Raw genomic sequence first — 13,144 nt, 5'->3', positions numbered from 1 at the left:
CGGGGTAAAAAAAGGGGCTCTGCAAGAGAGCCCCTGGGCGTTGGCCCGCCGCCCGGGTCGGGCGTGCATGGTGCAGGTGTGAATCAGTCAGTCATGTATGGCCCGACAGAGGCCTGAAAGTCTTTGATGTGAATCGCCTCATCCGACCGCGTGAAGTTCGTTGAGTCTGTGGATGCCCGCAGTGCCGGTCATACCGTCCCAGTTGTCGCCGCGTCCTTCGCGCCAGCCATTGATCCATGCCTGGCGTACTGACGGTAGAGTAAAAGGGCAAAGCTCACGGGATTTACCATGAACGCCGTATTGATAACCGCGTAAAAATGCTCTTTCCAACGGATCACGCTTAAGTCTTCTCATAGGGTAATGCCCTCGTCTGTTGACTGTAATATCCCTGAGACCCCGTGTTGAGGTCGGGCAGAATCTTCTGCCGTTGGGGCCCGCTGCCGGCGTCGCGGGCCTTGATGCCATCACCATTGCGGCGATGACCTGAGACGATTTCTAACCAAAGCGCAGGGCGGTGTGAATGATCGTTTTGTCATAAGCACGTCATATTCAGGTCTGTCGAGCAATAAGCGCTGACCTGCTTCAACCACGATTTTTTCTGCAGCCCCGTGAACATGGGGGTTTGCGAGCCCATTGAGATCGCTTATCAGGCTCATATACTGGCTCAATGCCTTGGCTGCTTAAGCGACGAAGGGTCACAGCAAGGCTGCAAAAATGTGACTTTTCAAAAAAAGACTTTTGACTGCGCGCCTTCATTGCCGATATCGCCTTGCCTGATATCTGTTCTAATACGCGCCAAAACTGCCGCAATGACATGACAGGATCATGCGGTGGACCGGCACACATCACGTGCCACGCAGGCGTTCTCCATGAAAGACGCCTGTTCAAATCTGGCAGGGCAATGCGTTGCCCGCCGCAGACGGCTCAGGCCCTGGAATACACATGTCGGATCGCTACGAACTTTTCCTCACTTGCCCCAAGGGCCTTGAAGGCCTGCTTGCCGAGGAAGCCACTGCGCTGGGTCTGCAAGAGACCCGCGAGCACACTTCAGCCATTCGCGGCTCGGCCGACATGGAGACCGCTTACCGGCTGTGTCTCTGGTCGCGCCTGGCCAACCGCGTGTTGCTGGTGCTCAAGCGCTTCCCGATGAAGGATGCCGAAGACCTTTACCACGGCGTACTGGATGTCGAGTGGCAGGACCATCTCGAATCCGACGGCACCATTGCCGTGGAATTCAGTGGCCATGGTTCGGGCATCGACAACACCCATTTCGGTGCACTGAAGGTCAAGGATGCGATCGTCGACAAGCTGCGCACCCCGGATGGCGAGCGCCCTTCGGTCGACAAGATCAACCCCGATCTGCGCGTGCACCTGCGTCTGGATCGCGGTGAGGCCATTCTGTCCCTCGACCTGTCCGGGCACAGCCTGCACCAGCGCGGTTACCGTCTGCAGCAGGGCGCGGCACCGCTAAAGGAAAACCTCGCCGCCGCCATCCTGATCCGCGCCGGCTGGCCGCGCATCGCTGCCGAGGGCGGCGCGCTGGCTGACCCGATGTGCGGTGTCGGTACGTTCCTGGTCGAGGCCGGCATGATCGCCACCGACATCGCCCCGAACATCAAGCGTGAACGCTGGGGCTTCTCGGCCTGGCTGGGCCACGTCCCGGCGCTGTGGCGCAAGCTGCACGACGAGGCGCTGGCCCGCGCCGAAGCCGGTTTGGCCAAAACACCTTCGTGGATTCGCGGTTACGAAGCCGATCCGCGGCTGATCCAGCCGGGACGCAACAACATCGAACGTGCCGGCCTGAGTGACTGGATCAAGGTCTATCAGGGCGAAGTCGCGACCTTCGAACCGCGTCCCGACCAGAACCAGAAAGGCCTGGTGATCTGCAACCCTCCTTATGGCGAGCGTCTGGGAGATGAAGCCAGCCTGCTGTATCTCTACCAGAACCTCGGTGAGCGCCTGCGTCAGGCCTGCCTCAACTGGGAGGCTGCGGTGTTCACCGGCGCGCCGGACCTGGGCAAGCGCATGGGCATTCGCAGTCACAAACAGTATTCGTTCTGGAACGGCGCCTTGCCGTGCAAACTGCTACTGATCAAGGTCACGCCTGACCAGTTCGTGACCGGCGAGCGACGCACCCCCGAGCAGCGTCAGATCGAACGCGAAAACCCTGTCGAGGTTGAAGTCGTTGAGCGCAAACTCAACAAGAACGGCAACCCGATCAAGCCGGAACCTGTGGTGGTCGAGCAGGCGCGCCTGAGCGAAGGCGGACAGATGTTTGCCAATCGCCTGCAAAAGAACCTCAAGCTGATGGGCAAGTGGGTGCGTCGCGAAGGGATCGATTGCTACCGCGTGTATGACGCCGACATGCCTGAATACTCGCTGGCGATCGATCTGTATCACGACTGGGTGCATGTTCAGGAATACGCAGCACCCAAGTCCATCGATCCGGAAAAGGCCTCAGCGCGACTGTTCGATGCGCTGGCGGCCATTCCGCAAGCACTGAACATCGACAAGAACCGCGTGGTGATCAAGCGTCGCGAGCGTCAGAGCGGCACCAAGCAGTACGAGCGTCAAAGTGCCCAGGGTCAGTTTCTGGAAGTCAGCGAAGGCGGCGTCAAGTTGCTGGTCAATCTGACCGACTACCTGGACACCGGGCTGTTTCTCGACCACCGCCCGATGCGCATGCGTATCCAGCGCGAGGCGGCCGGCAAGCGTTTCCTGAACCTGTTTGCCTACACGGCGACGGCCAGTGTGCATGCTGCCAAGGGCGGTGCGCGCAGCACCACCAGCGTCGACCTGTCGCGGACCTATCTGGACTGGGCGCGTCGCAACCTGTCGTTGAACGGTTTCTCCGACAAGAATCGTCTGGAGCAGGGCGACGTGATGGCCTGGCTGCAGGCCAACCGCGACGAGTACGACCTGATCTTCATCGACCCGCCGACGTTCTCCAACTCCAAGCGCATGGAAGGCATTTTTGATGTCCAGCGTGATCAGGTCGAGCTGATCGATCTGGCCATGGCTCGTCTGGCACCGGGTGGCGTGTTGTACTTCTCCAACAACTTCCGCAAGTTTGTGCTCGATGAAAACCTGAGTCAGCGTTATGCGGTCGAAGATATTACCGCGCACACCATCGATCAGGACTTCGCCCGTAACGGCAAGATCCACCGCGCCTGGAAAATCATGGCGCGTAGCTGATCCGGTGCGCGATGAACGGATCGGTAACGGTCCGTTCATCGCACCTCGCGATATCTACTGCACTCGTTTGTATGTCCTTGCGGACAGACAACGGATTATCCCGAAACAGTCATAAGCCTATGAAAATTACTGGCGAATAGCTATAACAGAAGTTATAGCCAGCCTGACGCTTCCGTATGTTGGCGTCTTGAGTTTGTGTGTATGACAGTCAAGCGGTTCAAGCTCAGAATTCTGAGTTTCATCAATGGTCAGCTTTCAGCGTGGCTTATCGCAGTCCTGGCATTGCTGGTCGGCGCGGCACTTACGATCATGCTGGCGCTGGCCGACAACGAGTTGTATCAGCGCCAGTTGCGTCAGCGTTTCGACATGGTTGCCGCGGAGCGCTTCAGTCGCCTGCAGGAACGTCTGGACAGGCAGGTTACCCGGCTCGACACCCTGGCTCGTTTCTTTATCTACTCCCATCAGGTTGAACTGTCCGAATTCGACGGGTTTGTCGCGCCGTTGCTGATCGGCACCCAGGCGTATGCCTGGAACCCGAGGGTGCTGCAAGCCGAACGGGCAGCTTTTGAAAGGCAGTCGCGTGAGGAAGGCTCGCCTGGATATGCCATACGCGAGATGGATGAAAACGGCGCCTTGAAAATCGCTGCGGCACGAAATGAGTATTTCCCGGTTCGATACATCCAGACGCTCAGCAACATTCCGACGCCAGCGGGGTTCGATATCGCCTCGGAGCCGGTGCGCCGTGCCGCGCTGGAACGTGCGCGGTTGCTTAAACGAACCGTCGCAACGCCTCGTATTCACCTGTTGTCCCTGGAGCCTTCCGACACGTATGGCATTTTGCTGGTCGCGCCGGTGTTCTCGATTGGCCAACCGGTTGCACAATTGCGGGGCTACGTCACCGCAGTGATCAGCCTGACGCAATTGATGAACATCGGCACGGCAGAGCAGGACAACCTTGCCGTGACCATGCTCGATCTCAGTTCGCCGGAAACGCCCGAGCAGGTCTACCAGTCGCCGCTCCCTGCGATACGCAGTCCGCTGTACGCCAGCAGCCTGCTGAGCCTGGGCGACAGGGATTATCTGGTCGAGGTTCGCCCCACGCAGATTTTCAGCCTGAACAACCAGATCATGATGCCTGGCCGGGTGCTGTGGCTTGGAGGGCTTTTGAGCCTGATGCTCAGTGCCTTGCTCTACAGCCTGATCAGCCAGCGTCAGCGTGCCCTGCAACGGGTTGCGCAGCGCACCCGCGAGCTGCGCCAGCGCGAGCAGCAATTGAGGGCCGCGCACGGGCAGTTGCGCAGTGTGCTCGATGCGGCGACCGAAGTGGCGATCATCGCGACCGATCTGGACGGGCTGATCAAGACGTTCAACGTCGGTGCACAGAAGATGCTCGGCTATGCGCAGGAGGATGTGCTGGGCAGGTTCCGGCTCATGGACTTTTACCAGTCAGCCGATCTGGAGGCCCGCGCGAGCCGCTTGAGCAAAAGCCGCGGGCAACCGATCAGCGCCTCGCAACTGATGTTTCTCGATGCCGTGCAGGACGGTAACCACCCTTCGCAGGAGTGGACCCTGCAGCGCAGCGATGGCAGCACGCTGGTGGTGAACATGCTGGTCACTGCGGTGCGTGACGATCAGGGGCTGTGGACCGGGTACCTGGCGGTGTGCATCGACGTCACTGAGCATAAACGCGTCAACCAGGCGCTTGCCGAGAAGGGGCAGTTGCTGAAAAAGCTCGGCTCGCAAGTGCCAGGCGGCATTTACCAGTACCACCTGGCCGTCGATGGCAGCGCACGTTTCAGGTACGCCAGCGCCGGCATGTGCGAACTATTCGAGGTGGGCGAAGAGCAACTGCTGAGCGATTCCGAAACTATCCTGCGACGCATACAGGCGGTGGACCTGATGCGGGTCAGAAGCTCCATCCTGATCAGTGCCGAACACCTGACACCGTGGAGCGAAGAGTACCGCGTCGAGCTGCCACGCAAGGGGCTGCGCTGGTTACGTTCGGCGTCGACGCCTGAGCGCCTGGCCGATGGCAGCGTGCTGTGGCATGGCTTTGTGTCCGATATCACCGACCTCAAGCGCGTCGAGCAGGAGCTGCGTGCGCTGTCGGTTACCGACGTGCTGACCGGTGCCTACAATCGGCGCTACTTTCAGGACCGGATGCAGGCTGAGTTGAAAAGAATCGACCGGCACGGCGGTAACCTGTCGATCATCATGCTCGATATCGACCACTTCAAGCGGATCAATGACCGCTTCGGGCATGCCGCAGGCGATCAGGTGCTCAAGGCTATCTCGGAAAAGATCAGCCAGAGGCTGCGCAGCGACGATGTGTTCTGCCGTCTGGGTGGTGAAGAGTTCATGGTGATCTGCCCCGGAACGCGCGGTGCCCAGGCCTATCAACTGGCACTGAGCCTGCGCGAAGAGCTGCGCAAGCAGGTTATCGAAGGCGTCGATCAGGTGGTCACAGGCAGCTTCGGGATCGCCAGCTGGCGCGAGGGTGAGGGGATCGACGCGATGTTGCTGCGCGCCGACTCCGGAGTCTACGCCGCCAAACAGGCCGGTCGCGATCGGGTCGAGCCCGAGCAGGACTGATGCAGACAGACCCGCTGCGCAAGCGGGCCTGCCGATTGTCGGTATCGATTGGTTATTGCTGGATCGAGACCGTGGTGTTGGTCAACTTGGGCTGCCGGTACAGATCGACCAGTACCTCGTCGAGTATCGACGATGCACCGAACGGACGCGGGTCGTTGAGGATCGCCACGACGGCCCAGGTGTTGCCGTTGCTGTCGCGGCTGAAGCCGGCAATCGCACGCACAGTATTCAGGGTGCCGGTCTTGATGTGTGCCTCGCCGAGCAGCGGGGTGCGCTTGAGTCGCTTGCGCATGGTGCCGTCGAGGCCGGCCAGCGGCATGGAGCTCATGAACTCGGCAGCATAGGGACTGCGCCAGGCCGCTTGCAGGATCACCGCCATTTCACGCGCGCTGACACGCTCGGCCCGCGACAGCCCGGAGCCGTTCTCCATGACCAGATGCGGCGCGGTGATGCCTTTCTTCGCCAGCCACTGACGGATGACACGCTGTGCGGCCTTGCCGTCGTCACCGTCGGCTTCGTTGCGGAACTCTTCGCCCAGGCTCAGGAACAGTTGCTGGGCCATGGTGTTGTTGCTGAACTTGTTGATGTCACGAATGACTTCCACCAGATCCGGGGAAAAGGCCTTGGCCAGCAGCTTGGCATTGCCGGGCAGCACGCCAACGCGGTCCTTGCCCTGAATGGTGCCGCCCAGTTCCTGCCAGATGGCCCGCACTGCGCCAGCCGCATAGGTGGGGTGGTCCAGCAGTGACAGGTAGGTCTGTGAGTTGCAGCCATTGCCCAGTTGGCCGGTGACCGTCACGTTGACGCTGCCATCGGCCTGGGTGACCGGGTTGTAGCGCACATCCCCGGTGCATTGCTTCGAGGCGCTTGCCTTGACCTGATTATCAATGCGGATGCTGGCAATCGGCGGCTCGACCGAGACCAGAATCCTGCCGTCGTCATTGCGGGTCACGAAGCGCAGCGCCTTGAGGTTGACCATCAGCGCGTCGGGTTTGACCAGAAACGGCTTGTTGTCGTCATTGCCGTCATCGTTGAACACCGGCAATTGCGGTTGCACGAAATGACTGCGGTCCAGTACCAGGTCGCCGGTCACCTGCTGCACGCCATTGGCGCGCAGGTCACGCATCAGCAGCCAGAGCTTTTCCATATTCAGCTTGGGATCGCCGCCGCCCTTGAGGTACAGGTTGCCGCGCAGCACGCCATTGCTCAGGGTGCCATCGGTGAAGAATTCGGTTTTCCACTGGTGGGTCGGGCCGAGCATTTCCAGGGCCGCGTAGGTGGTGATCAGCTTCATGGTGGAAGCCGGATTGACCGAAACGTCGGCGTTGAACACGGTGGGCGTGCCGGGGCCATTGAGCGGCAACATCACCAGCGACAGTGCGTCATCGCCGAGTTTGCTGGCTTTCATGGCCTGTTGAACCTTGGGGGGCAGCGTGGTGTTGATGACGGCGGCGTAGGAGGGCAGAGCCAGGGGCAAAAGGAGTGACGCGAGCAACAATGGACGTAGCGACTTGATCATTGACTAAAACCCTACTGCAAAGAGGGAAACGAAAAAGAGGGCATGGATGAATTCCCTCGGTAACTATTGCAAATGTCGATTCGATTTCGATAACTATAGTAGTGAATGCGCGGCGGGCTTTTTTTGTAACACACAATGCCACGCATGAAACGAGCCGCATTATGCCCCAAGCGGGGCAGGCTTGTGACCGGGGGGCAAGCCGGTAAATGCTATTTTTTATTGATTCGGCGTTCATGGCCGTCGCAACGCCGGATATCCACCACACGCCGCAATTGTCGGGCTTTTAAATCGCCAAGCTGGTAAAGTGCCGCCCGATATTTATTGATGAGGATTGTCCCATGGCCACTAACCGCTCCCGCCGTCTGCGCAAAAAACTGTGTGTGGACGAGTTCCAGGAATTGGGTTTTGAACTGAACCTGGACTTCAAGCAAGAGCTGGACGACAAGGCAATCGATGCTTTCCTTGACGCTTTCCTGAAAGAAGCAATGGAAGCCAACGGTCTTGGCTATGTGGGCGGCGACGACTTCGGTCTGGTTTGCCTGAGCAAGCGTGGCTCGGTCAGCGAAGAGCAGCGTGCTGCTGTCGAAGCCTGGCTCAAGGGCCGTAGCGAACTGACAGAAGTCACTGTCAGCCCGCTGATCGACGTCTGGTACCCGGAAAAGGAAATCAATCCGGCCGCCTGATGTAACGGGAAGCAGGCCAGCGCCTGCTTCCCTTGCTTGTTCCCCGCACGTCTCCCGCCTACTCCCCCCTTCGTTGTATCGTCTCTGCACTCGCTCAGTCAGGCTTTGCCTGTTGCAGCATCAGTGCGTCCTCAAGCTCGATCATGGCCAGTTCGACTGCCTGCTGGCAGGTGTAGAACTGTTCATCGGGTGTGTCCGGTTCGCAGGCCAGTTCGAGCGCATCACAGGCATCGACCACCCGTGAAGCCGTGATGATCCGTGCCGCGCCCTTGATCCTGTGCGCCAGGTCACGGGTTTTCTGACGATTGTTTTCCGGTATCAGTCTGGCCAGCAACAACCGGTCTTCGTGGTTACTGTGCAGCAGTTGCGCGAGCAGACGCTCAACCATTTCAGGACGGTCACCGGTCAGGTTGCTGATGCTCTCGAGGCTGAAGGGCAGGGCCCGGCTGGGCGCCAGCGGGGCAATGGCTGCCAGTCGTTCGCTGAGCATCGAGAGGCTGATGGGTTTGAACAGGCAGTCGTCCATGCCCGCCGTCCGGCAGCGCTCGATCTCGTCAGGCTGCGCGTTGGCCGTGAAGCCCCAGACAGGGCAGCGTTGGCGTTCGCAGGCGCGCTCCTGTTCGCGGATCGCAGCGGTCATGTCGTAGCCGTTCATGATCGGCATGTTGCAATCGGCGACGACCAGATCGAAGGCATCTGTTTTCCAGCGATCAAGCCCTTGCGCGCCGTTTTCGGCCATTTCGCAGTGATGGCCGAGAAAACCGAGCTGCTGGTAAAGCAGCAGTCGATTGGCAGGATGATCGTCGACGATCAGGATCCTGAGGGTCTGATGAACGACGGCTGCCGGTTGCGCAACGACGGGCTGACCGGTCAGCGGTTCAAGTGTGGTCAGCACCAGATTCATGCTGATCCGGGTGCCGTGCCCCGGCGTGCTGTCGAGCGAAAGGTTGCCGCCCATCATCATGCACAGGTTGCGGCAGATCACCAGCCCTAGCCCGGCGCCGGTACGCGCCATTTGTCCGGTGTTGTCGGCCTGGGCGAACGGTTCGAACAGGCGTTGCTGGTCTTCGACACTGATGCCGATGCCGCTGTCCTGAACGGTGATGTGCAGATGCAGCAGTTGCGGGTCCGGACTTTCGGCTGCCTGCAGTACGACCTTGATCCGCCCCATCGGGGTGAACTTGATGGCGTTGCTGACCAGGTTGGACAGGATCTGTTTGAAGCGCAACGGGTCGATCAGCACGTCGGCGTTGATCCTGCTGTCCAGTTCCAGCACCAGTTCGAGGTCCTTCTGCCGCGCCAGACCGTCGAAGACCCTGAGCACCGACTCCACCAGCCGGCGCAGATTCGCCCGCTCGGGGTTGAGTGACAGCCGCCCGGATTCGATGCGGGCGATGTCGAGGATATCGCCGATCAGGTCGAGCAAGTCGTTGGCCGAGCTGTAGGCAACTTCGATGGCGGACCGATCCAGTTCGCCGTGATCGGCACGTTTGAGCGCCAGTTCCAGCATGCCGATCACCGCATTCATGGGCGTGCGGATTTCATGGCTCATGGTGGCAAGGAAGGTGCTCTTGGCCCGGCTGGCGGCGTCGGCCTGTTCCTTGGCAGCCTGCAGGTCTTCGATGAGCTGGCGACGCTCGCTGATGTCGATCCAGCCACCGATGATGCCCTGTACTTCGCCCAGAGAGTCACGAAACGGCAGGATCCAGTGGTAGATGGTCAACTGTCGATCGCCAATGCGCAGAGGGCGGTCGAGGATCAATGCGGTATTGCTGGCCATGACCCGCTGATAGTCGGCAGCGTATTCCCGGGCTTCGAAGGCGTTGCCCAGCACCCCTTCGGTGGCGCTCTTGCCGATGATGTCTTCCCGTTGCGCGGAGAACACCCTGAGGTAGCTGTCATTGCACATGCGCAACATACCTTCGCGATCCCGTACGTAGATGGGATGCGGCGTACCCTCGACCAGGGCGCGCATGAATTCGAACTGATCGCCCAGCGCCCGCTCCGCAGCCTCACGCTGACGTATCTGCCGGCGCATCCAGGCATTCCAGGCCAGCAGGCCCAGCAGCAACAGGCCTGCACCCACCACAATCTGATAGATCAGCCGTTCATAGTCATGCCAGTTGGCGCGTGAGGGTGTGTAGACGCGCCAGCGGTTGTTGATCGCTGCCATGTCCTGCGGAGCGATGCTTGCCAGGGCCTTGTCGAGAATCGAGCTCAGCTCGATGGCATTGCGTGAGGTCGCCATGGAAATCAGCGCCGGGTCCTCGCCGACGGTAGCGGTCATCTGCAAACGCTCCTCGAAGATCCCGGAAGACAGGAAATAGTCTGCGCTGAGCAGCGAGATGACCGCACCTTCCGCCCGGCCCAGTGACAACATGTCCAGCGCCTGGAACGGGTTGTCGATTTCCAGCGGCACGACCCTGGGGTATTTGCGGCCTAGCCAGTCGAGCACCGGGCTGCCCTGAGTGATCGCCAGACGCTTGCCGTCCATTTGCTCCAGATAGCTGGGGGCACCCTGGTCCTTGCGGGTGACCAGCACGAACGAATTGTCGATGTAGGGGCGGGTGAAGCTGAATCGGTCCTCACGCGCATCACTGGACACCAGCGCGCCGATCATGTCTGCCTGACCTTCGCCGACCTGATTGAGCATGTCGGTCAGGCTGGGCGAGCGTTTGACGTCGAACCTGAGCCCGGTCCGCAGGCGCACCAGTTCGAGCAAGTCTGCGGTGATGCCGCGAAAGTTACCCTTGGCATCGAAGAATGTCAGCGGTGCATACGCTTCGTTGACGACCACGCGCACGGTCGGGTGCTGAGCGATCCAGCGCTCCTCGCGTTGCGTCAGTTGCAGCTTCTGGTCGGTGAGCATCAGGTCGCTGCCCGTGCTCCAGCGTCTGGAAATATTGATCCGTTCATCGACGGGGATGGCTTTCAGCGTCTGATTGATGATGCCCAGCAGTTGCGTGTTTTCGTTGCTGACCGCGAAGCTGAAACCGTTGGGCTCGTGCTTGCCGAAATTCGACATCTGCACGTTGTTCAGATAACCCTTGTTGATGATGTACTGGGTGGAAATCGTATCGCCCAGGAACACGTCCGCCTGATTGAAGGCGACTGCGTTGATGGCGTTCTGAAAAGAGGGATAGGTCTTCAGCGTTGCGCCGGGATAGGACGCTTCGACCTCGGCAGGCGGCAGGTAGTGATAGACCATGCTCAGCCGCATGCCTTTCAGGCCATCGTTCAGGGGGCGGGTGTCTCCGACCCGGGTGACCAGGACGGGCTGGTCCACCGAGTAGGGCTGTGAAAGCCTGATGTTGCGATCGACGGCTTCAAAACCGTTGGCGGTGCCCAGCAGGTCGATCTGGCCTGCGGCAAGGGCCTTGATCGCCGCATCACGGGTTTCGAAACGCTGAACCCTGACGGGCAGGTCCAGCGCATCCGAAATGATCCCTGCGTAGTCGGCAGTGATGCCTTCGTAATCGTTACCTGAAATCGTGATATCGAAGGGCGGGTAATCGGGGCTCGAGGTGCCGAGAATCAGTTCGCGTTGACCGCGCACCCACTGCCACTGGTGACTGTCCAGCTTCACGTCCATGTGCGCCGGGCTCGAGCGACCGAGCAGGGTATAGTGATCGGCCGCATGAAGACCGGCTTCAGCACCCCAGCCTATGCACAGGCTTGTGGCCAGTATTAATAATTGTCTGAAGCGCTTGGGCATCCGTTTTCTCACACTAGCGCGTTGCGTTTTGCCATCTCGATAAGTTCTACCAAGGTTCTGGTTTTCAGTTTTTGCATAAGCCGCGTTTTGTAAGTGCTGACGGTTTTGTTACTGAGAAACATGCCCTTGGCTATTTCCTTGTTGGAACGGCCCTGGGCAAATAACTGCAATACCATCAGTTCGCGGTCATTGACCAACTTGAACAGCTCCAGCTCGTTGGTCTGACCCTCTTCACGAACTGCGCACGTCAACGCCTGACTGGGAAAGTAATTGTAGCCGGATAATACCGCTTTCACCGAACTGAGCAGTTCGCTAAGGTCTTCCTGCTTGCACACATAACCCGAGGCACCCGATTGCATGCAGCGAATGGCAAACAGGTTGGGGGTCTGCGACGTCAGCACCAGAATCTTGGAGGGCAGCCCCATCGTATTGAAGCGCGCCAGCACCTCGAGGCCGTCAAGCTTGGGAATGCTGATGTCGAGGATGATCAGGTCAGGCATGCATTCACGCACCATCTGCATGGCGTCGACACCGTTATCGGTTTCGCCGACCACCTCATAATTTTCGTTCTCCAGAAGCATTCTGACCGCCATCCGGATGACCGGATGATCGTCGATGATAAAAACTGAGTTCATATTCCATTCCATAACAAGCAGTGAAGAAAGCGCGCACCTTAGCTCAGATGTTCGGGCAGGCACATAAAGAGACTTGCTCGGCAGGCATATATAGGAAAAGTCCTACAAAAATTAGCGTATCGGAGTACGTAAAAGCCTACGTAGAACATAACTGTGTTTAAACGTTAACGCTTATTTCAATGTGTGTTTGGCAAATGATGCGTCGGGTGTTTATTACTTTCTGGAATCATCATTCATGTTGACTGATGATTTCCTACGCATCTGAACGTCGAATTTAATCGTTCCAGTTTGCCGGTGTCTGGCATGTATCTGTTTTTGCCCGGTATATCTCAAGCCGGATAAAGCCGGCTGGCCGACGTCAGTCAACGAGGTGCCCCAGCAGGCGACTGAGGTCGGGCCCGTGCAGGGGCTTGCTCAGGCAGCCGAGCAGGGGCAGATCGCGCTGCAGGGCGAGTTGCTGCAGGTTTTCAAGCTGTGTGTCCGGCAAGCCGCTGAGCAGAATGGCCTGGCGCAGCCAGCCGTGTCGGGCTGCCTCGTCGATCAGGTCGAGGCCTGACATGTCCGGCAGGCACTGATCGCACAGCACAAGCCCGTAGGGTTCGGCACTGCGTTGCATGGCGGCCATGGCCTCGGCAGCCGTCAGCACGGGCGTCAGCAGGAAGTAGCCATGGTTGTTGAGCAGCACCTCAGTGGCAATCAGTTGAAACGGGTGATCTTCCACCAGAAGGATGCGCAGGCTATGTGTGGACATGAGCGTTCCGGAAAAGCCCTGGCGAGGCGTTCAGGCATCGGCAGGCGGCGTGCG

Annotated in this window: 8 protein-coding genes; 3 read left to right on the top strand and 5 right to left on the bottom strand. The window is 59.4% G+C overall.

The features are described 5' to 3' along the window. Positions 1-138 precede the first annotated feature (138 nt). Entirely contained in the window at positions 139-354 is a 216-nt protein-coding gene (gene rmf / locus LIX91_RS09100) for a ribosome modulation factor (protein WP_002553055.1), read from the bottom strand. Between the two features lie 588 nt (positions 355-942). Between rmf and rlmKL the strand changes: the two genes are divergently transcribed. Beyond that, the gene (gene rlmKL, locus LIX91_RS09095; protein WP_226488376.1) at positions 943-3,195 is read left to right on the top strand and encodes a bifunctional 23S rRNA (guanine(2069)-N(7))-methyltransferase RlmK/23S rRNA (guanine(2445)-N(2))-methyltransferase RlmL; all 2,253 of its coding nucleotides are present in this window, start codon (positions 943-945) and stop codon (positions 3,193-3,195) included. Positions 3,196-3,396: 201 nt separating this feature from the next. Further along, complete coding sequence (locus tag LIX91_RS09090) at positions 3,397-5,787, top strand: diguanylate cyclase (protein ID WP_003416176.1); 2,391 nt, start codon at positions 3,397-3,399, stop codon at positions 5,785-5,787. 52 nt (positions 5,788-5,839) lie between these two features. Here the strand turns inward: LIX91_RS09090 and dacB are convergent, their stop codons facing one another. Next, on the bottom strand, positions 5,840-7,306 hold the full coding sequence (gene dacB, locus LIX91_RS09085) for a D-alanyl-D-alanine carboxypeptidase/D-alanyl-D-alanine-endopeptidase (RefSeq protein WP_003346102.1): 1,467 nt from the start codon (positions 7,304-7,306) through the stop codon (positions 5,840-5,842). Between the two features lie 338 nt (positions 7,307-7,644). Here dacB and LIX91_RS09080 point away from each other — a divergent pair, with 338 nt between their 5' ends. Beyond that, complete coding sequence (locus tag LIX91_RS09080; protein ID WP_003346101.1) at positions 7,645-7,989, top strand: YggL family protein; 345 nt, start codon at positions 7,645-7,647, stop codon at positions 7,987-7,989. A 94-nt stretch (positions 7,990-8,083) separates the two neighbouring features. Here the strand turns inward: LIX91_RS09080 and LIX91_RS09075 are convergent, their stop codons facing one another. The 3 genes from LIX91_RS09075 to LIX91_RS09065 all read right to left on the bottom strand — a co-directional run bounded on the left by LIX91_RS09075 (position 8,084) and on the right by LIX91_RS09065 (position 13,090). After that, the gene (locus LIX91_RS09075) at positions 8,084-11,704 is read right to left on the bottom strand and encodes a transporter substrate-binding domain-containing protein (RefSeq protein ID WP_226488375.1); all 3,621 of its coding nucleotides are present in this window, start codon (positions 11,702-11,704) and stop codon (positions 8,084-8,086) included. 8 nt (positions 11,705-11,712) lie between these two features. After that, on the bottom strand, positions 11,713-12,339 hold the full coding sequence (locus LIX91_RS09070) for a response regulator transcription factor (RefSeq protein ID WP_003346094.1): 627 nt from the start codon (positions 12,337-12,339) through the stop codon (positions 11,713-11,715). Between the two features lie 358 nt (positions 12,340-12,697). Continuing rightward, positions 12,698-13,090, bottom strand: a complete 393-nt coding sequence (locus tag LIX91_RS09065; protein ID WP_003346092.1) for a response regulator — start codon at positions 13,088-13,090, stop codon at positions 12,698-12,700. Positions 13,091-13,144: the final 54 nt, after the last annotated feature.

The sequence above is a fragment of the Pseudomonas sp. B20 genome, from assembly GCF_020515755.1.
Classification (GTDB): domain Bacteria; phylum Pseudomonadota; class Gammaproteobacteria; order Pseudomonadales; family Pseudomonadaceae; genus Aquipseudomonas; species Aquipseudomonas syringae.
The sequence above is the reverse complement of the archived record's forward strand: the minus strand, read 5'-3'. Positions and strand labels throughout refer to the sequence as shown.

Coding starts and splice junctions, on each gene's coding strand:
- LIX91_RS09080 (WP_003346101.1), top strand. CDS start 7,645: ATGGCCACTAACCGCTCCCGCCGTCTGCGCAAAAAACTGTGTGTGGAC.
- LIX91_RS09090 (WP_003416176.1), top strand. CDS start 3,397: ATGACAGTCAAGCGGTTCAAGCTCAGAATTCTGAGTTTCATCAATGGT.
- LIX91_RS09075 (WP_226488375.1), bottom strand. CDS start 11,704: ATGCCCAAGCGCTTCAGACAATTATTAATACTGGCCACAAGCCTGTGC.
- LIX91_RS09065 (WP_003346092.1), bottom strand. CDS start 13,090: ATGTCCACACATAGCCTGCGCATCCTTCTGGTGGAAGATCACCCGTTT.
- dacB (WP_003346102.1), bottom strand. CDS start 7,306: ATGATCAAGTCGCTACGTCCATTGTTGCTCGCGTCACTCCTTTTGCCC.
- LIX91_RS09070 (WP_003346094.1), bottom strand. CDS start 12,339: ATGAACTCAGTTTTTATCATCGACGATCATCCGGTCATCCGGATGGCG.
- rmf (WP_002553055.1), bottom strand. CDS start 354: ATGAGAAGACTTAAGCGTGATCCGTTGGAAAGAGCATTTTTACGCGGT.
- rlmKL (WP_226488376.1), top strand. CDS start 943: ATGTCGGATCGCTACGAACTTTTCCTCACTTGCCCCAAGGGCCTTGAA.